This window comes from Geodermatophilus sp. URMC 60, from assembly GCF_053502585.1.
Genome location: NZ_CP199958.1, coordinates 797,848 through 817,541 on the forward strand (window position 1 = coordinate 797,848; position 19,694 = coordinate 817,541).

The 19,694-nt window shown below is 74.1% G+C and carries 19 protein-coding genes and 1 riboswitch; of the genes, 8 read left to right on the forward strand and 11 right to left on the reverse strand.

Going from position 1 to position 19,694, the window contains the following annotated elements; genetic code table 11:
• The first annotated feature begins 118 nt into the window (after positions 1 to 118).
• Positions 119 to 214: riboswitch (TPP riboswitch) on the forward strand.
• From thiM to thiD, 3 genes are all read left to right on the forward strand, one after another.
• Positions 208 to 996, forward strand: coding sequence for a hydroxyethylthiazole kinase (gene thiM / locus ACWIX3_RS03860; protein WP_448610765.1), 789 nt, complete (start codon positions 208 to 210; stop codon positions 994 to 996). Its footprint overlaps the riboswitch before it by 7 nt.
• Positions 993 to 1,667, forward strand: a complete 675-nt coding sequence (thiE, locus tag ACWIX3_RS03865; RefSeq protein ID WP_448610766.1) for a thiamine phosphate synthase — start codon at positions 993 to 995, stop codon at positions 1,665 to 1,667. Before thiM ends, thiE begins: the two co-directional genes overlap by 4 nt.
• The gene (gene thiD / locus ACWIX3_RS03870; protein WP_448610767.1) at positions 1,664 to 2,479 is read left to right on the forward strand and encodes a bifunctional hydroxymethylpyrimidine kinase/phosphomethylpyrimidine kinase; all 816 of its coding nucleotides are present in this window, start codon (positions 1,664 to 1,666) and stop codon (positions 2,477 to 2,479) included. Before thiE ends, thiD begins: the two co-directional genes overlap by 4 nt.
• A 129-nt stretch (positions 2,480 to 2,608) precedes the next feature.
• Here thiD and ACWIX3_RS03875 read toward each other — a convergent pair whose 3' ends face one another.
• Positions 2,609 to 4,150, reverse strand: a complete 1,542-nt coding sequence (locus tag ACWIX3_RS03875) for a flotillin family protein (RefSeq protein ID WP_448610768.1) — start codon at positions 4,148 to 4,150, stop codon at positions 2,609 to 2,611.
• A complete protein-coding gene (locus ACWIX3_RS03880) occupies positions 4,147 to 4,683 on the reverse strand; it encodes a hypothetical protein (protein WP_448610769.1) in 537 nt (178 codons plus the stop codon). The genes ACWIX3_RS03875 and ACWIX3_RS03880 overlap by 4 nt, the downstream gene beginning before the upstream one ends.
• 148 nt (positions 4,684 to 4,831) lie before the next feature.
• Between ACWIX3_RS03880 and ACWIX3_RS03885 the strand changes: the two genes are divergently transcribed.
• Positions 4,832 to 6,193 (forward strand): DNA polymerase IV, encoded by a 1,362-nt coding sequence (locus tag ACWIX3_RS03885; RefSeq protein WP_448610770.1) that lies wholly within the window; start codon positions 4,832 to 4,834, stop codon positions 6,191 to 6,193.
• Here ACWIX3_RS03885 and ACWIX3_RS03890 read toward each other — a convergent pair.
• Entirely contained in the window at positions 6,165 to 6,431 is a 267-nt protein-coding gene (locus tag ACWIX3_RS03890; RefSeq protein ID WP_448610771.1) for a hypothetical protein, read from the reverse strand. The genes ACWIX3_RS03885 and ACWIX3_RS03890 overlap by 29 nt on opposite strands.
• Before the next feature lie 150 nt (positions 6,432 to 6,581).
• On the opposite strand from ACWIX3_RS03890, the gene ACWIX3_RS03895 reads away from it, so the two are divergent.
• Positions 6,582 to 7,187, forward strand: coding sequence for a class I SAM-dependent methyltransferase (locus tag ACWIX3_RS03895; protein WP_448610772.1), 606 nt, complete (start codon positions 6,582 to 6,584; stop codon positions 7,185 to 7,187).
• A gap of 87 nt (positions 7,188 to 7,274) precedes the next feature.
• Here the strand turns inward: ACWIX3_RS03895 and ACWIX3_RS03900 are convergent, their stop codons facing one another.
• A complete protein-coding gene (locus tag ACWIX3_RS03900; RefSeq protein ID WP_448610773.1) occupies positions 7,275 to 8,462 on the reverse strand; it encodes a PucR family transcriptional regulator in 1,188 nt (395 codons plus the stop codon).
• Between the two features lie 149 nt (positions 8,463 to 8,611).
• Between ACWIX3_RS03900 and ACWIX3_RS03905 the strand changes: the two genes are divergently transcribed.
• Both ACWIX3_RS03905 and ACWIX3_RS03910 read left to right on the forward strand, forming a co-directional pair.
• Positions 8,612 to 9,712, forward strand: coding sequence for a ferredoxin reductase (locus tag ACWIX3_RS03905; RefSeq protein WP_448610774.1), 1,101 nt, complete (start codon positions 8,612 to 8,614; stop codon positions 9,710 to 9,712).
• 27 nt (positions 9,713 to 9,739) lie between these two features.
• On the forward strand, positions 9,740 to 10,948 hold the full coding sequence (locus ACWIX3_RS03910; protein ID WP_448610775.1) for a fatty acid desaturase family protein: 1,209 nt from the start codon (positions 9,740 to 9,742) through the stop codon (positions 10,946 to 10,948).
• Between the two features lie 262 nt (positions 10,949 to 11,210).
• Here the strand turns inward: ACWIX3_RS03910 and ACWIX3_RS03915 are convergent, their stop codons facing one another.
• The 7 genes from ACWIX3_RS03915 to rpsF form a co-directional block, all read right to left on the reverse strand.
• Positions 11,211 to 13,100, reverse strand: coding sequence for a hypothetical protein (locus tag ACWIX3_RS03915; RefSeq protein ID WP_448610776.1), 1,890 nt, complete (start codon positions 13,098 to 13,100; stop codon positions 11,211 to 11,213).
• A 70-nt stretch (positions 13,101 to 13,170) separates the two neighbouring features.
• A complete protein-coding gene (locus ACWIX3_RS03920; RefSeq protein ID WP_448612435.1) occupies positions 13,171 to 13,575 on the reverse strand; it encodes a cupin domain-containing protein in 405 nt (134 codons plus the stop codon).
• A 52-nt stretch (positions 13,576 to 13,627) separates the two neighbouring features.
• Positions 13,628 to 16,243: a replicative DNA helicase gene (gene dnaB / locus ACWIX3_RS03925; protein WP_448610777.1), complete on the reverse strand. Its 2,616-nt coding sequence runs from the start codon at positions 16,241 to 16,243 to the stop codon at positions 13,628 to 13,630.
• Between the two features lie 627 nt (positions 16,244 to 16,870).
• Complete coding sequence (rplI, locus tag ACWIX3_RS03930) at positions 16,871 to 17,326, reverse strand: 50S ribosomal protein L9 (RefSeq protein WP_448610778.1); 456 nt, start codon at positions 17,324 to 17,326, stop codon at positions 16,871 to 16,873.
• A 2-nt stretch (positions 17,327 to 17,328) separates the two neighbouring features.
• The gene (rpsR, locus tag ACWIX3_RS03935) at positions 17,329 to 17,565 is read right to left on the reverse strand and encodes a 30S ribosomal protein S18 (protein WP_012951016.1); all 237 of its coding nucleotides are present in this window, start codon (positions 17,563 to 17,565) and stop codon (positions 17,329 to 17,331) included.
• A gap of 92 nt (positions 17,566 to 17,657) precedes the next feature.
• Positions 17,658 to 18,140 carry a single-stranded DNA-binding protein gene (locus ACWIX3_RS03940; RefSeq protein ID WP_091377888.1) on the reverse strand — a complete coding sequence of 161 codons (483 nt, stop codon included), beginning with the start codon at positions 18,138 to 18,140 and terminating at the stop codon, positions 17,658 to 17,660.
• A 2-nt stretch (positions 18,141 to 18,142) separates the two neighbouring features.
• Complete coding sequence (gene rpsF / locus ACWIX3_RS03945; protein ID WP_091378522.1) at positions 18,143 to 18,430, reverse strand: 30S ribosomal protein S6; 288 nt, start codon at positions 18,428 to 18,430, stop codon at positions 18,143 to 18,145.
• A 342-nt stretch (positions 18,431 to 18,772) separates the two neighbouring features.
• On the opposite strand from rpsF, the gene ACWIX3_RS03950 reads away from it, so the two are divergent.
• The gene (locus ACWIX3_RS03950) at positions 18,773 to 19,585 is read left to right on the forward strand and encodes a deoxyribonuclease IV (protein ID WP_448610779.1); all 813 of its coding nucleotides are present in this window, start codon (positions 18,773 to 18,775) and stop codon (positions 19,583 to 19,585) included.
• Positions 19,586 to 19,694: the final 109 nt, after the last annotated feature.

A 19,694-nucleotide genomic window follows, 5' to 3' on the forward strand; every position in this document is an offset into this window, starting at 1 on the left:
ACGGCCATCCTGTCGCACGCCCCCGGCGCACCCCGGCCCGCCGCCCGACGCCGCCCACGGCGGGCAGCCAGGCCGCCGTGCCGGCAGCACGACGGCGGAGCGGTGTTACGTTCGGGGTGCACGTGGCACGGGGTGTCCCCGACCGGGGACTGAGAGCACACCCGTCGAACCTGCTCCAGTTCGCACTGGCGAAGGGATGTCACCGGCATGCCGGCCGTCGACCTGCGCGCCGCCCGCGCGGCGCTGCTCGCCCGCACCCCCCTGGTGCACTGCCTCACCAACACCGTCGTCCAGGCGATCACCGCCAACGCCCTGCTGGCGGCGGGCGCCGCCCCGGCGATGGTGGACGCCCCGGAGGAGGCCGCAGACTTCGCCGCGGTCGCCTCGGGGGTGCTGGTCAACGTCGGCACGGTGCACGCCCGCACCGCCGAGGCGATGCGGCTGGCCGCCCGCTCGGCGGGCGCGGCCGGGACGCCGTGGGTGCTCGACCCCGTCGCCGTCGGCGCGCTCGTCTACCGCACCGAGCTGACCACCGAGCTGGTCGGGCTGCGCCCCACGGTGGTGCGCGGCAACGCCTCGGAGGTCATGGCGCTGGCCGGTGCGGGCGGTGGCGGTCGCGGCGTGGACAGCACCGACAGTGCCGACGACGCCGCCAAGGCGGCTGCCGAGCTCGCGGAGCGCACCAGCGGGGTCGTGGCGGTCAGTGGCGAGGTCGACCTGATCACCGACGGACGGCGGACCGTCCGCGTCGGCGGGGGATCGGCGCTCCTGACCCGCACCACCGGCGCGGGCTGCGCGCTGGGGGCGCTGGTCGCCGCCTACGTCGCGGCCACCGGGGACGCGCTCACCGGCACCGTGGCCGCGCACGCGCACGTCGCCCTCGCCGCCGAGCGGGCCGCACGGGTGGCGCACGGCCCGGGCACCTTCGCGCCCGCCTGGCTCGACGCGCTGGACGCCGTCGACGGCGAGGCCCTGACGAGGGCTGACATCCGGTGAACCGCCCGTTCGACCCGACCCTCTACCTGGTCACCGACACCGCGCTGTCCACCCCGCGACCGGTCGCCGACGTCGTCCGTGCGGCGGTCGCCGGCGGCGTCACCACCGTCCAGGTGCGGGACAAGACCGCGCCCCGCCGGGAACTGCTCGAGCTCACCCGCGCGGTGCAGGCGGCCCTGGCCGATCGGCCGGACGTCGCGCTCTGGGTCAACGACGCCGTCGACGTCGCGCTCCTGGCCGGTGCGGACGGCGTGCACGTCGGCCAGGACGACCTGCCGCCGGCCGAGGTGCGCGCCCTGCTCGGGCCCGGCCGGCTGCTCGGCTTCAGCGTCTCCTCCGTCGCCGAGCTGGACGTCGCCCGCGCACTGCCGGCGGGCACCGTCGACCTGGTCGGCATCGGCCCGGTGTGGACCACGCCCACCAAGCCCGACGCCGGCAGCGCCCTCGGGCCGGACGGCGTCCGCGCACTCGCCGACGCGGCCCGCGCCGCGGGGTTCCGGACCGTCGCGATCGGCGGCATCGACGCCGACCGGGCCGCCGAGGTGGCCGCGACCGGGGTGGACGGCATCTGCGTCGTCTCCGCGATCTGCACGGCGGCCGACCCGGACGCCGCCGCCCGCGCGCTGCGGTCGGCGATCGACCGGGGCCGGCTGGCGCAGGTGGTGCGGTGAGCGGGGTGCCGACGGCGCTGACCGTGGCGGGCAGCGACCCCAGCGGCGGCGCGGGGATCCAGGCCGACCTCAAGACCTTCAGCGCGCTCGGCGTCTACGGCACGGCGGTGCTCACCGCGCTGACCGCGCAGAACACCCGCGGCGTGACCGGCGTGCACGGCGTCCCGCCGGAGTTCGTCGCCGAGCAGCTGGCGACCCTCTTCGCCGACGTCGAGGTGCACGCCACCAAGCTCGGCATGCTCGGCACGGCCGACGTGGTCCGCGCGGTCGCCGCCGCGCTGGCCGGCCACCCGGGCGGCCCGGTCGTGTGCGACCCGGTCATGGTCGCGACCAGCGGCGACCGGCTCATCGACGACGCCGCGATCGACGCCGTCCGCACCGACCTCCTGCCGCTGGCCGACCTGGTGACGCCGAACGTGCCCGAGGCCGCCGTCCTGCTCGACGCGCCCCCGGCCGCCGACGTCGGCGAGCTGCCCGGCCAGGCCACCGCGCTCCTGGCGCTCGGCCCCCGTGCGGTGCTGCTCAAGGGCGGCCACCTGGGCGGCGGGGAGAGCGTCGACGTGCTGGCCACCGCCGACGGCGTCACGGTCACCCGGCGACCGCGGGTGGACACCACCTCGACGCACGGCACCGGCTGCACGTTGTCCTCGGCGCTGGCCGCACTCGCCGCCCGCCACCGCACCGACGACTGGACGCGGCTGGTCGACCCGGCACGCGACTACCTGCACCGTGCGCTGGAGGCCGGGAGCAGCCTGGGCGTCGGCTCCGGGCACGGCCCCGTGCACCACTTCGCCGGCATCTGGAGGGTGTGACCTCCGGCCACGGCCCCGCAGCAAGAGTTGATCATGGGGTCGTTGTCGCCCGACCCGCGAACGGACGGCGTGTCCCAAGCGACAACCCCGTGATCAACAGCTGGGCCGGCGACCGGGCACCGGCGGTCGTCAGCTGCGACTCGCTGACGAGTCGCCGTCCGAGACGACCGGGACCAGGGTGACGCCGTCCGCGGCGGGTGCCGCACCACCGAGCCGACGCAGCAGCGCCGCGACGTCCACCCCGGTGAGGTCGCCGGAGAGCTGCAGCCCCTGGGCCACGTTGGCCGCGACCGAGCGGCCCAGGGAGCCGGCACCGTCGGCGGAGATGACGGTCATCTTGTCCACGCCCGCCAGCGGCGCGGCGGCAGCCTGCACGACCTCCGGCAGGACCTTGACCAGCATCTCCAGGACCGCGGCCTCGCCGTACTTCGCGAAGGCCTCCGACCGGGCGTCGAGCGCCTCGGCCTCGGCCTGACCACGGGCGAGGATCGCGGCGGCCTCCGCGCTGCCCTCGCGCTCGACGGCGTCGGCGACCGCCTGCCGGCGCAGCTTCTCGGCCTCGCCGCGCTTGGCGCCCTCGACCGCCTCGGCCTCGGCCAGCGCCGACCGGCGGGCCCGCTCGCCCTCACCGGAGAGCCGGGCCTCCTCGGCGGCGGCCTGGGCCGCGGCGATCGTCGCCTGCCGCTGCGCCTCGGCGGTGAGGATCGCGGCGTTCTTCCGCGCCTCGGCCTCCTGCTCGACCTTGTACCGCTGCGCGTCGGCGGGACGGCGGACCTGGGTGTCCAGCTGCCGCTCGGTCAGCGCCGCCGTCCGGACGGCGACCTTCTCCTGCTCGGCGAGGATGGCCTGGTCCTGCGCGGCCTGGGCCAGCGGGCCGGCGGCGGCCGCGCGGGCGGCGGCCGCGTCGGTCTCCGCCGTGATCTCCGCCTGCCGCAGCGCGAGCTGGCGCTGCGCCACCGCGATCGCCTCGTCGGCGAGCAGCTGCTCCTGCTGGGCGGCCTGCCGGGCCCGCGCCTCGGCGATGCTGGCCTCCTTGAGCACCCGGGCGGCCTCGGGCCGGCCCAGGTCGGCCAGGTAGCTGCCCTCGGCCTGGATGTCCTGCAGCTGGAAGGTGTCGAGCACCAGCCCCTGACCGGTGAGGGAGGACTCGGCCTCCTCGGCGACGGCGGAGGCGAAGGCGGCGCGGTCGCGGATGATCTCCTCGATCGTCAGCCGGCCCACGATCGACCGCAGCGCACCGGCGAGCACCTCCGAGGTGAAGGTGTCGATGCCCTCCTGCTGGTTGAGGAACCGCTGCGCGGCGGCGCGGACGGAGTCCTCGGTGCCGCCGACCTTGACGATGGCCACGCCCTCGAGGTCGCACTTGACCCCCTGCTTGGACACCGCGCCGCGGATGCCCACCGGGATGCGGCGGCTCGACAGGTCGAGGGTGTGCAGCTTCTGCACGACCGGAAGCACGAACACGCTCGCGCCCATGACGACCTTCTGCCCGGAGGCGTCCCGCGACGTGATCCCCGAGGCGCTGGTCACCTCCCGGCCCTGGCGGCCGGTGACGATGAAGGCCTGGTTGGGACCGGCGACCTTGATCCGGGAGAGCACCAGCAGCACCAGCAGCAGCACCAGGACGGCGATGCCGCCGATGGCGATGAGCAGGGTCAGGTCCACGGTCACGTGCCTCCGGTCTCGGGCGGGGGGTCGGGTGCGGTGGAGACCACCCGGACGGCGGTCTCGCTGAGCGTCTCGACGACGTACACGGGGGTGCCGGCACGCAGCGCGGTGTCGCTGCGCGCCGCGTACTTGAGCTGCTGACCGGCGACGACCAGGCGGACCTCGCCGTAGCCGGCGCTCGGCACGTCGGAGACGACGACGCCCTGGGTGCCGACCAGGTGGTGGCGGGTGAGGGTCTCGGCGGTCGGCATGTCGCGCAGCCCGCGGGACAGCCGCACCGCGGCCCAGGCCAGCGGGACGGCGAGGACCAGCCCGGCGAGCAGGGCGAGCAGCGCGCGTCCGGCGTCCGGCAGCGGCTGGGGCAGCAGCACGGCCGCGGCGGCGCCGCCGAAGCCCACCCCGCCGAGCAGCGCGGCCAGCGCCGGGACGGAGAACGGGCCGTCGGCGTCGCCGAGGTCCCCGACCTCCCCGACCGCCAGGGACAGCATCAGGACGCCGAGGCCGAGCGCGCCCACGACGAGGAAGACGAGCTCCACGCACTTCCCCCCCGTCGGTGTCCGGCGACGCACACTCGCAGCCGGGACCGACGGTGATCAACGAGTTGCCGTTCCGGGGCGTCCGTTCCTCACCCGTGCGGATGACGGGCGACCATGGAGCGGGCCGGCGACGACGGGGAGGTGGGGCGTGCGGCGGGAGGCGAGCATCCTGCACCTGGACCTCGACGCCTTCTTCGCCGCGGTCGAGCAGCGGGACAAGCCCTCGCTGCGCGGCCGGCCGGTGGTGGTCGGCGGCGTGGGCGGGCGCGGGGTGGTGGCGACGGCGTCCTACGAGGCCCGCGCCTACGGGGCCCGCTCGGCGATGTCCACCGCCGAGGCGCGCCGCCGCTGCCCGTCCGGCACGGCCTTCCTGGGCGGCCGCTTCGCCGCCTACCGGCGCACCTCCGACGTGGTGATGGGCCTGCTGCGCGAGCTCTCCCCGCTGGTCGAACCGGTGTCGATCGACGAGGCCTACGTCGACCTGGCCGCCGGCGGCGACCGCGACCTGTCGGTGGACGGCGTCACCGAGCTCGCCCGCGGTCTCAAGGAGCGGATCGCCGCGGCCACCGGCGGGGTGACCGGGTCGGTCGGCATCGGCAGCTCCAAGCTGATGGCCAAGATCGGCTCGGACCTCGACAAGCCCGACGGGCTGGTCGTCGTCCCGCCGGGGCGCGAGCTGGAGGTGCTGCACCCGCTGCCGGTGACCCGGCTCGGCGGCGTGGGGCCGGCGACCGCCGAGCGGCTGCACCAGGTCGGCGTGAAGACCGTCGCGGACCTGGCCGCCAAGTCGCTGCCCGACCTGGTGGCGCTGGCCGGCCGGGCGCACGGCACGGGCCTGTACGCGCTGGCCCGCGCCGAGGACGACCGGCCGGTGGTCGCCGAGCGGGAGGCCAAGTCGGTCTCGCAGGAGGAGACCTTCGCCCGTGACCTCACCGACCGCGCCGTCCTCGGCCGGTACGTGGACAGCATGGCGGCGCGGGTCGGCAGCCGGCTGCGCGCGGCGTCCTACTCCGGCCGGACGGTGACGCTCAAGCTGCGCCGCTACGACTTCACCACGCTCACCCGCTCGCAGACGCTGCCCCACCCGACCGACGACCCGCGGGTGATCGCCTCGATCGCGCACCGGCTGCTCGCCGAGGCGGGCACGCAGGGTGGGCTGCGGCTGCTGGGGGTGGGCGTCTCGGGGCTGTCGCTCTACGCCCAGGGCGACCTGTTCGCCCCCGACGACGAGCCGGTGGACGACGACGTCGAGGCCGCCGACGCCGACGTCGAGGAGGCACCCGAGCCGCTGACCGCCGAGGCCCGCTGGTGGCCGGGCCAGGACGTGCGGCACGACGAGCACGGCGCCGGCTGGGTGTGGGGCCGCGGCCTGGGGCGGGTCACGGTGCGCTTCGAGGGCCCGCTGACCCCGCCCGGGCCGGTGCGCACGCTGGCCGCCGCCGACCCCGCCCTGCACCCGGCCGAGCCGCCGGACTGGCGGGTCAGCGAGCCAGCGCCACCCACCCCGTGACCGTGAGGTCCCGGTCGACGGGGACGACGACCTGCTGTCCGAACCAGGTGAGGAGGTGGACGGTGTAGCGGCCCTCGCCGTCGACCTCGACCCGGTCGACGGTGGCGCCGGGGTGCTCGGCCAGGGCCGCCGCCGCCACCCGCACGGTGAGCTCGGCGTCCAGGGCACCGGCGGGCGGCGGGATCAGGGGCGCCCGCGTGCGGCGGCGGGACCGGCGTCCGGTCGTCGTGGGCATCATGGCGGGGTCTCCCGTCGTCCCGCGGCCCCCGGTGGGCCGCTGCTGGCGAGGAGCTTCGGGGGTCCACCTGTGCCCGAGCTGGACGCGAGGTGCCAGTTGCCTCGGGATCGCCGACGATCGGGAGGACCAGTCGCCGTTGCGGAGGGGTGCATGGCCGAGCAGAGCGCGTGGGTGCGGATGACCCAGCAGGACCCGGGCCACTCGGCCGCCTACGTGCAGCGCTTCCGCGACCTCGCCGTCCAGGGCTTCGACCTCGCCGGCGAGGCGCGGCTGGTCGACGCGATGCTGCCGCGCGGCTCCCGCGTGCTCGACGCCGGCTGCGGTCCGGGGCGCACCGGCGGCTGGCTGGCCCGCGCCGGGCACGTCGTCGTCGGGGTGGACGTCGACCCGGTGCTCGTCGCCGCCGCCGAGGAGGACCACCCCGGCCCGCGCTGGCTGGTCGGCGACCTCGCCGAGCTCGACCTGCCGGCGCTCGGCATCGCCGAGCCGTTCGACGCCATCGTGTCGGCGGGCAACGTGATGGCCTTCCTGGCGCCGGGCACGCGGGTCGCCGTCCTGCAGCGGCTGCGGGCGCACGTGGCTCCCGGCGGGCGGGCGGCGATCGGCTTCGGCGCCGGCCGCGGCTACGCCTTCGACGACTTCCGGGCCGACGCCCGCACGGCCGGCTGGGCGGAGGACCTGCTGCTGTCCACGTGGGACCTGCGGCCGTTCACCCCGGAGTCGGACTTCCTGGTGGCAGTCCTCCGCCCCGCCTGACAGAGGACCCCCCTGCCCGCCGCGCCTCGCACGCTCGGCACGGGACCCTGCAGGGGGCCGCCGTCCTCGGCGGGGCAGGGGCGTCACTCACTGCTCCACGATTCCGAGGGCGAGGGTCAGCTCCAGGACGCACTGCGGGTCCTCCAGGCGCTCGCCGTACAGGTCGCGCAGCTGCCCCATGCGGTAGCGGACGGTCTGCGGGTGCACGAAGAGCTCGGCGGCGACCTTCTCCCGGCGTCCGTGGTGCAGCAGCCAGGAGCGCAGCGTCTCGACCAGCTTCTCGCGGGGGCCCGGGCCCAGCCCGTCGAGCGGGGCGAGGACCTGCGCGCGCAGGTCGGCCAGCGCCTCGCCGTCGGCCCGCAGCACCAGGTCGGTCAGCCGCAGCTCGGTGTCGACGGGCAGGTCGCCGTCCGGGCGCAGGTCCAGCTGCAGCGCCCGCAGCGCGCGGGAGTAGGAGGAGCGGGCCAGCTGCCACGGCCGGGCCGGGCCCACGACGGCCTCCCGACCGCTCAGCGCCCGGACCAGCTGGGCGCGGGCGTACCCGTCGGCGTCCGGCACGAGCAGCACCGAGCGCTCGGCGCCGGGCTCGATCCCGGGCAGGTCCTCACCGGCCTGCAGCGTGCGGACGTCGAGCGCGGCGAGGGCGCCGCGGGCGCGGGCCTCGGGCACCAGCACCGCGGTCAGGGTCCGTGGCGGCGTCCAGTCCGCCCGCTCGGCCGCGGTGGTGAGGTCGTACGGGGGCGCGCCTGTGAGCAGCAGCTCGGCCAGCCGCTCCAGGTCGCGGCGGCGCAGCCGGCCGCTGCTGTCGAGCTGGTCGGCGTGCCCGGAGGCGCTGGCCGCCGACAGCTGGTCGATGTAGGCGAACACCAGCTCGGCGAACCGGGCCAGCGACCCGGCGGGCATGCCGGCCTCCACCGCCGTCTCGCTCATGTGCCGCCAGGCGACCCGGGCACCCACCCGGTAGGCGGCCAGCAGGGCGTCCATGGTGCGACCGCTGCGGGCCTCCCCGCGACCGAGGGCGTAGGCGCCCTCGAGCGCGGGGCCGATGGGCCGGCTGGGGTCCGCCCCGCCGCTCGCCGTCGCCAGCTCCAGGAAGCCGCCCAGGGCCAGCTGGACGGCGTTCTCGATCTTGCGGCCCATCACACCGCTGAACGCCTCGGTGTAGCTGGGCACCTCGACGACGATCGCGGCGACGGTCCGCTCGGCCACGGCCGGCAGCTGGCCCTGCATCGCCGCCGCGACCTCGGGCGGGAAGGTGTCCTGCTCCGGCGCCATCGACGCCCCTCCCTCGGAGTCGTTGTCCGTCGGCCGCGTCTCCACGGACGTCCTCCGGGGCCGCGGTTGTTCGGTGGGGACAGTATCCGGCCGCAGGTTCACGCCCAGAGCACAGGTAATTGCGCACAGAGCTGGGAACCATCAGGGGTATGACAGCGACCGTTCCGCGCCCTCCCTCGGCCCGGCCGGCCCTGAGCGCGCTGCGTGACCGGGTGATGCGTCTCGCCGAACTCGCCACCACCCCGCTGCTGCCCGCGGACTACCTGGACATGGTCAACCCGCTGCGCGCGGGCGCCGACCTGCGCGGTCGCATCGTCGCCGTGCAGAGGGAGACCCGGGATGCCGCCACGCTGGTCATCCGCCCGGGCGCCGACTGGCAGCGCCACGTGCCCGGCCAGTGGGTGCGCATCGGCGTCGACGTCGACGGTGTGCGCATGTGGCGGGCCTACTCGCTCACCTCGCACCTCGACCGGCCCGACGGCTGCATCAGCGTCACCGTCAAGGCCATCCCGGGGGGCAAGGTCAGCAACCACCTCGTGCACCGCACGCAGCCGGGCACGCTCGTGCACCTCGACCAGGCCACCGGTGAGTTCGTCCTGCCGGCGCAGGCCCCCGCCAAGGTCCTGTTCGTCACCGCCGGCTCCGGCATCACCCCGGTGATCGGGATCCTGCGCAACCACGACGAGCTCACCGACGTCGTCGTCGTGCACTCGGCGCCCACGCCGGAGGACGTCGTCTTCGGCACGGACCTGCGCGAGCTGGCCGCCGCCGGTCGGATCCGGCTGGTCGAGCAGCACACCGACACCGCCGGGATGCTGGACGCCGCCGCGATCGCCGAGCTCGTGCCCGACCTCGCCGAGCGCGCCACCTGGGCCTGCGGCCCGGTCGGCATGCTCGAGGCGCTGGAGGAGCACTGGAGCGCCGCCGGCATCGCCGACCGGCTGTTCACCGAGCGCTTCCGGCCCACGGTCCTCGTGACCGGCGAGGGCGGCACGGTCACCTTCACCGGGAACGGCACGAGCATCGAGGCCGACGGGGCCACCCCGATCCTCGACGCCGCCGAGGACGCCGGCGTCCTCATGCCCAGCGGCTGCCGGATGGGCATCTGCTTCGGCTGCGTGCTGCCGCTGCGCGAGGGCGCCGTCCGGGACCTGCGCAACGGCGAGGTCACCACGGCCGCGCCTGGCGACGGCGTCCTGATCCAGACCTGCATCAGCGCCGCAGCCGGCGCCTGCGACATCGACCACTGATCCCCGAGACCTGAGGAGCCGCACCGCATGACCGTTCTGCAGAAGAAGACCGAGAACCCGATCGAGCACCTGACCGCCGAGGACATCGAGCTCATCGGCAAGGAGCTCGACGACATCCGCCAGAGCGTCATCGACACCCGCGGCGAGAACGACGCCCGCTACATCCGCAAGGTCATCGACGTCCACCGCAAGATCGAGCTGGGCAGCCGTGCCGTCCTGCTCGCCTCGGGTTTCCCGCCCGCGTTCGTGGTCGGGACGATCGGCCTGTCGGTCGCCAAGATCCTCGAGAACATGGAGATCGGGCACAACATCCTGCACGGCCAGTGGGACTGGATGCGGGACCCGAAGATCCACTCCACGACCTGGGAGTGGGACATGGCCAGCCCGGCCGACCAGTGGAAGCACTCGCACAACGAGATGCACCACACGTACACCAACGTCGTCGGCAAGGACAACGACCTCGGCTACGGCATCATGCGCGTCGACGAGGACCAGCCGTGGCAGCCGTTCCACCTCGGCCAGCCGCTGTGGAGCTTCATCAACGCCTGCTTCTTCGAGTACGGCATCGCCGCCTACGACCTGGAGCTGGCCGGGACCATCGCCAAGAAGCGGACCGGGGACCCGGAGTTCCGGGCGCGCGCCAAGGCCGTGCTGCGCAAGATCGGCAAGCAGGTGCGCAAGGACTACGTCATCCACCCGCTGCTGTCGGGCCCGAACTTCCTGCCCACGCTCGCGGCGAACTTCACCGCGAACCTGGTGCGCAACCTGTGGTCGAACTCGGTGATCCTCTGCGGGCACTTCCCCGAGGGCGTCGAGACCTTCGAGAAGAAGTCGATCGAGGGCGAGACCCGCGGTGAGTGGTACCTGCGCCAGATGCTCGGCTCGGCCAACATCTCCGGCTCCAAGGCCATGCACATCATGACCGGGAACCTGTCGCACCAGATCGAGCACCACCTGTTCCCGGACCTCCCGAGCAACCGGTACGCCGAGATCGCGCCGAAGATCCGCGACCTGTTCGACCGCTACGGCCTGAACTACCACACCGCGCCGCTGCCGCAGCAGGTCGGCTCGGCCTGGCACAAGATCATCCGGCTGTCGCTGCCCAACGGCTGGCTGGACGCGACCAACCGCAGGAACCTGCCGTCGCAGCTGGTCAAGCTCTACAAGGCGACGACCGGCGACCGGCGGACCCGCCGCCGCCTGCAGGCGGAGTGGACGGCGGCCGCGGCCGCCTGACGGGGGACCCGGTCCCCCTACCCTCGGGGAAGGACCCCCTGCCCCTCGCACTCGCGAACTCGCGGCGGGGGACCTGTCGGGGACAGCAGGGCCGCCCCCGACCCGCTGACGACGGAGGGCGGGGAGCGTGGCGGAAGCCGTGCTCCCCGCCCTCCGTCGTGGTGCGCCCCTGCCGGCCGTGCGGGCGTGATCCACGTGGAACACCGCGGGACGTGCGGAGGCCCGGGACGACTCATCGTCCCGGGCCTGCCCGTCGGTCGGTCTACATGCCGAAGTTGAGCGACCGCAGCAGCGCCGGGTCGCGGACGGGCACCTCCCACACGTCGCCGCCGCCGTCCGGGTCGAGCACCCGGCCGCCGCCGAGGAAGGCGGCCACCTGCGCCAGGCCCTGCTCCGCCGCCGTGGGGAAGTTCCGCAGGTCGAGCAGGAACGCGTGGGGGTTGATGGCCGCCCGGTCCGTGCGGTCGTTGCGGTAGAGGCTGGTCCGTGACCAGAGGTCCCCGGCGTCCACCAGCGTGTAGGACGTCGGGTTGGGCACGGTCTGGTCCCCGAACGCCACCTGCAGCAGGACCCGCTCGGGCTCGACGAGCGGGGCGAAGGTCTCCGGGCTGCCCGGACGTGACAGCCAGGTCGACCGGGCCAGGTACTCCTGGACGGCCAGCGCACGGGGGTCGGTCACCGTCACCGGTGGCTGCCCGCGCAGGGGGAGTTGCTCCTGGAAGTCCGTCTCGGTCGGGCCGAGCAGGCCGGCTGCCCGGAGCGCAGCGGTCGTGAGCGGCCGGAAGGCGGGTGCCAGCCGGGCGATCTCGCTGATCGGGCCGCCGGGGACGTCGAGCACCGAGCGGGGGACCGCCGGGTCGACGCCGGTGAGCATGGTCCCGTAGATGCCGCCGAAGCTCTGCCCGAAGTAGGTGACCTCCTCCCCGGAGAGGTCCGGGGTCCCGTCGCGGTCGACATCCGTGCCACCCACCGAGCGGACGAGCGTCATGACGTCCGCGGCCGTCTGCCGCAGCGCGTCCCGCGAGGACTGGGCCGCGGCCGCGCCGGTGGCCGAGGAGCCCTCGCCGGCCTCCACGTCGCCGTCACGGTCCTGGTCGGTGCCGCGTCCGTGGGCGGGGATGGTCGTCGTCGTGCCGCCGCTGGTGACGACCCAGCTGCTGTCCGGCCCGTAGCCGTGGCCGACCACGTTGGTGCCGATGGTGGCGATGCCCCGCTGGGCGTTGACGGTCGCGGCGGGGAAGACGCTCGTGGTCGACGCGGTGAAGCCGTGACCGAACACCGCGACCGGCCACCCCCCGGCGGGTGGGGCACCGGGGGGCAGGACGGCGACGAACGGCAGCCGCTCGGCCGCCACGGGCCGGGGACCGGCGTCCCTGGTCGGCGTCTGCACGATGGTGACGTCCTGCGTCAGCCAGGACGGGGCCCGGAACGTGCCGAAGACGATCGTGCCGCCGACCGCGGCCGGCGGGATCGGCTGCGCGGCAGGCGGGGGGTCCGTGACGCCGCGGTCCTGCGCCCAGGCGATCGTCGTCCCGTCGGCGGGGAAGGCGCCCGTGACCTGCAAGCTGGGGTCGCTGATCCCCACGGCGGAGAAGGCGCTGCCGCTGTCGATCTGCCGTTGCAGGTCGAGCAGGCCGTCCGTGGCGCTCATCGTCGTGAAGGTCGTCCCGCCGGCGCGGGTGTCCCGGCCGCCCCCCACCCGGATCCGGTACGTCGTGCCCGGCGCCAACTGCTCGGCGGGGTGCGCGTGGAGAGTGGTGGTGGCGGGGTCCCAGACCACTCGGTCGACACCGGTCCGCCAGCCGCCACGGGTGGCCTCGACGGTGATCCGGGCGGCGGCGGCGACCGGGTCGACCTCTCGGTCGAAGCGCACCGCGATGCGCGGGTCGAGGTCGAAGCCGTCCAGTTCGTCGAGCTCCTGCAGCAGCCCGCAGGCGACCGGCGTCGCGCAGCCCGCGGTGGGCAGCGCCATGCGACGGCCGGTCAGCTGGCCCGGGTCCTGGACGGTCAGGCGGTCGCTGGGGAAGACCGAGACCGGCACGGCCTTCGGGGGACCGGCCGCCGCGGGTGCCGCGGGAACCGAGAGGGTGGCCGTCAGGGCCAGGACGCCGAGGACCGTCGAGGTCGCCCGGTGCCAGCGTCGTTGCTGCACGGGTTCTCCCAGGGGTGGGGGACCCCCTGTGTAACTGAACGTGACCGGTACCACAAGCTGCGTGAGGGACTCAGGCCCTGACGTGCGGGAGGGGCGCGCCTCGGAGCAGGACGACGCTCTCCTGCTCGTTCGGGTCCGTGCGGGCGATGAGGGCCCGCGTCGGCCGGTCGGTCGGGTTGAACGGCCGGTGCGGCACCCCGGCGGGGATGTGGAGGGAGTCCCCGGCGTGCACGGAGTCGACGTGCTCGAGGTCGGCGCCGTGCCGCAAGGAGCTCGACCCCTCCAGCACGTGGACGGCCGACTCGTGGGCCTCGTGGAGGTGCGGCTCGGCTGGCCGCTGCCCGAGCCGAAGGGCTCGACGTCGGGTAACGGCGTGCGCGCTCCACGTGGAACACGAGGTCGGCAGCGCTGCGGGACCACGGCGCCGCCGGACCGTCCGGAGGAGGCCGCGGACGACGACTCCCCGGACGCACAGGGGCCCGGAGCGCTCAGCGCTCCGGGCCCCTGCTGCATGCGGGGTCGTGCGGTCAGTTCGCCATGTCCACGAAGCGGCTGTAGTGGCCCTGGAAGGCGACCGTGACGTTCGCGGTGGGGCCGTTGCGGTGCTTCACCAGCATGATGTCGGCCTCGCCGGCCCGCGGGCTCTCCTTCTCGTACATGTCCTCGCGGTGGATCATCATGACCATGTCGGCGTCCTGCTCGATCGACCCCGACTCGCGGAGGTCGGACAGCATCGGTTTCTTGTCCTGACGCTGTTCGGACCCACGGTTCAGCTGCGACATCGCGATGACCGGGACCTCGATCTCCTTGGCCAGCAGCTTGAGCGCACGGGAGAACTCCGAGACCTCCTGCTGACGGCTCTCGACGCGCTTGCCCGACGTCATGAGCTGGAGGTAGTCGATGACCACGAGTTTCAGGTCGTTGCGCTGCTTGAGCCGCCGGGCCTTCGCCCGGATCTCCATCATCGTCATGTTGGGGGAGTCGTCGATGTAGAGCGGTGCATCGGCGATCTCGCCCATCCGGCGGGCCAGCTTCGACCAGTCCTCGTCGGACAGTGTGCCGGCGCGCATGTGGTGCAGCGGCACCTTCGCCTCCGCCGACAGCAGACGCATGGTGATCTCGTGCTTGCTCATCTCGAGGGAGAAGATGACCGCCGCCAGGTGGTGCTTGACGGTGGCAGACCGCGCGATGTCCAGCCCCAGCGTCGAGTTGTGGGTCGGGATGAAGCTCCGCCCGGCGAGGAACAGGTGGTCCTCGGCATCCACCTGGATGCAGCGCACCGGCACGCTCTGGACCGGCCGCACGTCAGTGATGAAACGGACGCCGCGGGCGGTGAAGCTGCGCGCACCGCGCTCCTTGTGGGCGAGCTTCTTCCGCTCCAGGCGGAAGACCTCGTCGTCCGTGCTGAAGGTCAGGGTGAAGCAGGTGGACGACGCCCCGCTGCGGCCCTTGACCCGCTTGCGGCTCATCCGCACCCGGTGCCCGAGGCCGGCGACGAGCTCGCGGGCGTCCTCGGCCAGCCGCCGGTCGGTCACCGCGAACTGCACGACGCCGCTGGGCGTCACCGTCCCGTCGGTGTCCAGGAGGCCGGCCAGGAGAGCGCGCCGCTGGGCCACCGAGGCCCGCAGGTAGGTGGTGGGGATGTGCTTGTCGCCGAAGACCCCCAGCGTGCGCAGGACGCCTGGCACGGTGCCGTGGTGGTCGCGGCAGGCCTGGCACTGCGATAGCCCGGCGGACGGCCCTCCGCAGTCCGGGCAGGTCGCCTGACGCCCGAGACCGCCGCCGGCCGGTAGCCGGCCGCCGCAGGTCTTGCCACAGGCCTGCGCCTGGGACGTCGTCGGCATGAAGAGCTCGCCACACATCGGGCACGGCCGGGAGGCGACGGCCGGCCGTGCCGGGAGCCGCAGCGAGTACCGCCTGTCGACGCCCGTCGGCTCCACGATGAGACCGTCCGCCTCGATGTACACGGCGATCTCGGGGTCGTCGCTGGTGAAGTGGGCGGCCCGGGACGTGCCGGCGCCCAGCCACACGCCCAGCGCGTACGGCGGGAGGGGGAGGTCGGCCTCCGGGAGTTGGAGCGCCGCCGCATTGGTCACCGAGTGGTTGAGCCGGGCGTCCTCGGTCGCACAGCGGACGGTGCGGGCGATCTCCTCCGTCGTCCGGACCTCGGCGAACGTGCGCCGGTTGCGGTGGCCGTTGCAGCGGGCAGCCGCCGCCTGTGCGGACTGCCGGCTGGCACGGGTGTCGGTGAGCCACTGGTGCTGGGCGTCGGCCACGACCACCGAGCCGTCGGAGAAGCGCACCTCGTAGCAGGGGCGGCCGGTCATCACCTGGGTGGCGGCCACGACGGTCGTCGGTCGGCCGTCGGACCCCATCACCTGGTCACCGACGGCGACCTCGCCCATCGTCGTCCACCCGGTCGGCGTGGCGATCGGGGTGTCGAGGGCCAGGGCCTTGCCCACACCGGGTCGGGCGGCGATGACGACCATCTGACCGGCCTGCAGGCCGTTGGTGAGCTCGTCGAGGTCGCGGATACCGGTGGGCACGCCGCGGGCGGTGCCACCGCGGGAGGCGATGGCGTCCAGCTCGTCCATCGTGGGCTGCAGGACGTCCTCGAGGCGCGAGTAGTCCTCGCTCATGCGCTTCTCGGTGACGTCGTAGATCTCCTGCTGGGCGCGGTCGACGATGTCGTCGACGTCGCCCTTGCCGCCCGCCGCGCCGTACCCCAGCTGGACGACCCGGGTGCCGGCCTCGACCAGCCGCCGCAGCACCGCCTGCTCGGCGACGATCGCGGCGTAGTAGCCGGCGTTGGCGGCGGTCGGCGTCGACTGGATCAGGGTGTGCAGGTAGACGGCGCCACCCATCTTCGACAGCTGGTCGGTGCGGTTGAGCTCGGCGGCGACGGTGATCGCGTCGGCCGGCTCGCCCCGCCCGTACAGGTCGAGGATGCAGTCGTAGATCACCTGGTGTGCCGGCCGGTAGAAGTCGTTGCCGTGCAGCACCTCGACGACGTCGGCGATCGCGTCCTTGCTCAGCAGCATGCCGCCGAGCACCGACTGCTCCGCTGCGACGTCCTGCGGTGGCTGCCGGTCGTACGCCGGAGCCGTCGGGGACGGGCGCTCGAAGTCGTCGGCCACCGCCACGGGGTTCCTCCATCCACTCCCGGCGCACCCGCGCACAGGCCCCGGCACGAAGCCGGGGCCTGGTGGGGGAAGCACCAGAACGCTGCACACCTGACTCGAACGTGTGTTCGGGTCGTTGCTACCGCGGGGGACCGACAGATCCGCACCGACGGGAGCCGAGGAGGACGTTAGGAAGTACGGACGGACCAGTCCAACACCGGTGTGCACGCGCTTCTGCACAACTTGTGGACAAGTCGGTGGACACAGTCGTGTCGACATGTGGAGACAGCGGGGGACGCCGTGACGCCGTCCCCCGTATCCCGCCGCTGACCTGCGCGGGAACAACTCACCGGGTGTGGACGGGAGAAATTTGCGAGAAATCCGGATGTCGCCCCCGGCGTGTCGACGGGTCCGCCGCAGCCGCCCCAGCGGTCACACATCCACAGGACGACGCGCAGGCACCGGCCGTCGGCGACCGGTCACGGAGACGTTCCGAGGACGCCCGCACCGACGCCCCGGCGGAGCGGTCACAGGAGGGACCCGAGACGCCGCGAGGGGCGCCGGACCGGAGTCCGACGCCCCTCGCGGGCGCAGTTCCCCCACCGGCCCCGCCCCGAGCTCGCGAGGGGTGGGGCGGGAGGGTCCTGCTCAGCCGGGAACGACCTCGATGGTCAGCTGAGAGGTGACCTCGGGGTGCACCCGAACGGTCACCTTGTGCTGGCCGGTGGTCTTGACACTGCTGGGCAGCTCCACCCGGCGCCGGTCGAGCTCGGGACCGCCGGCGGCGGTCACGGCGTTGACGACGTCGGCGGTGGTGATGCGGCCGAACAGCCGGCCACCCTCACCGGCACGCGCCGGCACCCGGACGGTCAGGCCCGACAGGCGCCCGGCCACGGCCTGCGCCTCCTCGAGCGACCGCACCTCGCGGGCGGCACGCGCCCGGCGCAGCGACTCCACCTGCTTCTCGGCACCGCGGGTGGCGACGATGGCCAGGCCGCGGGGCAGGAGGTAGTTGCGGGCGTAGCCGCCCTTGACCTCCACCGTGTCACCGGAGGACCCGAGACCGGTGACCTCCTGCGTCAGGATCAGCTTCTGGGTGCTCATGGTCAGCGCGCCGTCGAGGTGTAGGGCAGCAGGGCCATCTCACGGCTGTTCTTGACGGCCGTGGCGACGTCCCGCTGGTGCTGGCTGCAGTTGCCGCTCACGCGGCGGGCACGGATCTTGCCGCGGTCGGAGATGAACTTCCGCAGCAGGGTCGTGTCCTTGTAGTCGATGTAGGTCGCCTTGTCCTTGCAGAACTGGCAGACCTTCTTCTTGGGCTTGCGAACGGGGGGCTTGGCCACCGGGGTTCTCCAGAGAGTGACGGAATGGAACGGCCCCCTCGCAGGGGTCCGCACCGAGCGGAGCGAGGCGTGGGGGGCGAGGGGGTCCTTCTTCAGAAGGGCGGCTCGTCGGACGGCGGGGCCGGGGTCGACCACGGGTCGCTGGACCCGCCGCCACCGCCGAAGCCGCCACCGCCACCGCCGCCGAACCCGCCACCGCCACCCTCACCGCGCGAGGCCTTCGTGACCTTCGCGGTGGCGTAGCGGAGCGACGGGCCGATCTCGTCGACCTCGAGCTCGACGACGGTGCGCTTCTCGCCTTCCTTCGTCTCGAACGACCGCTGCTTGAGCCGGCCGGAGACGATCACCCGCGACCCGCGGGTCAGCGACTCGGCGACGTTCTCCGCCGCCTGACGCCAGACGTTGCAGCGCAGGAAGAGCGCCTCGCCGTCCTTCCACTCCTGCGACTGGCGGTCGAAGGTCCGCGGGGTCGAGGCGACGGTGAAGTTGGCGACCGCGGCGCCGGACGGCGTGAAGCGCAGCTCCGGGTCCGACGTCAGGTTGCCGATGACGGTGATGACGGTCTCGCCGGCCATGGTCAGTGGACCTCGGGCCGCATCAGCTTCGTGCGCAGGACCGACTCGTTGAGGTTCAGCTGTCGGTCGAGCTCGGCCACCGCGGCGGGCGTGGCCTGGATGTCGACGATGGCGTAGATGCCCTCGACCTGCTTCTTGATCTCGTAGGCCAGCCGGCGGCGGCCCCAGATCTCGGTCTTCACGGTGCCACCGGAGTTGGTGACGACGGTGAGGAACCGGTCGAGGGAGGGAGCGATCGTGCGCTCCTCCAGGTCGGGGTCGAGGATGACCATCAGTTCGTAGTGACGCACGGAGAACCCCACCTCCTCTGGTCTGGGCGGCTGCAGTCGGTCTGCAGCAGGAGGGTCGTACACGCGTCGCGCGCCCCGCCCGGTGACGACCACCGGTGGAACGCGCTCCGTCGAGGGTACCAGCGCGGACGGCGAGCGCCGCCGCCGTCCCCAGCGGGACGACGGCGGCGCGGGCCGGTGGAGGTGTACGGGTCAGCGGCCGGCGGGGTGGGTGGCACCGGCGCCGCGGTGGGGGAGGCCGGCGCGACCCCGCCAGCGGCGCGGCCAGCGGCAAAGCCCGTCCCGGATGCCGTCGGCGGCGACGCGGGTGAGGCGGCAGCGCGGTCGAACTAGGGTCGCGGGGTGCCAGTTCACCCGATCGGCGTACACGTCGGACCCGGCCTGACCGAGGACAACGAGCTCGACGCCGGCGGCCCGCTCGCCCGCGCGGCGGAGATGGACGCCGACGGGGTGCAGGTCTTCCTCGCCGACCCGCAGGGCTGGACGGCGCCGAAGCCCCGTCCGGACGCCGCCGACCTGCTGGCCAGCGACGTCACGGTCGTCGTCCACGCGCCGTACGTGCTGAACGTGGCGACGACGAACAACCGCATCCGCATCCCGAGCCGCAAGTTGCTGGCCGCGCACGCGAAGGCCGCCGCCGCGGTCGGTGCGATGGGCATGGTGGTGCACGGCGGGCACGTGCTGGCCAAGGACGACCCGGCGGCCGGCGTCGACAACTGGCGCAAGACGTTCTCGCGGCAGGCGGAGGAGGGCGGGTTCCCCGTCCCGCTGCTCATCGAGAACACCGCCGGCGGGGGCAACGCCATGGCCCGGGACCTCGACGCCCTCGCCCGGCTGTGGGACGCGGTCGGCGAGTTCGGCGCCGGCTTCGTGCTCGACACCTGCCACGCGTGGGCCGCCGGGTGGGACCTGGCGACCGCGGTGGACGACGTCCGTGCGATCACCGGCCGCGTCGACCTGGTGCACCTCAACAACAGCCGCGACCCGCAGGGCTCCAGCCGCGACCGGCACGCCCCGCTGACCGACGGCGAGATCCCGACCGAGCTGCTGGTCGAGGTGGCCCGGACGGCCGACTGCCCCGTCGTCCTGGAGACCCCCGGCGACGCCGCCTCCCACGCCGAGGAGATCACCCTGCTGCGGTCCGCCCTGGCCTGACCGAGGTCCGTGTTCCACGTGGAGCTGTGACACGTGGAGCTGTGACACCGCGACGCTCAGCGCCGCACCGCGGCCAGGTGCCGTCCCCGGGGTGGGCTGAGCCGCTGCG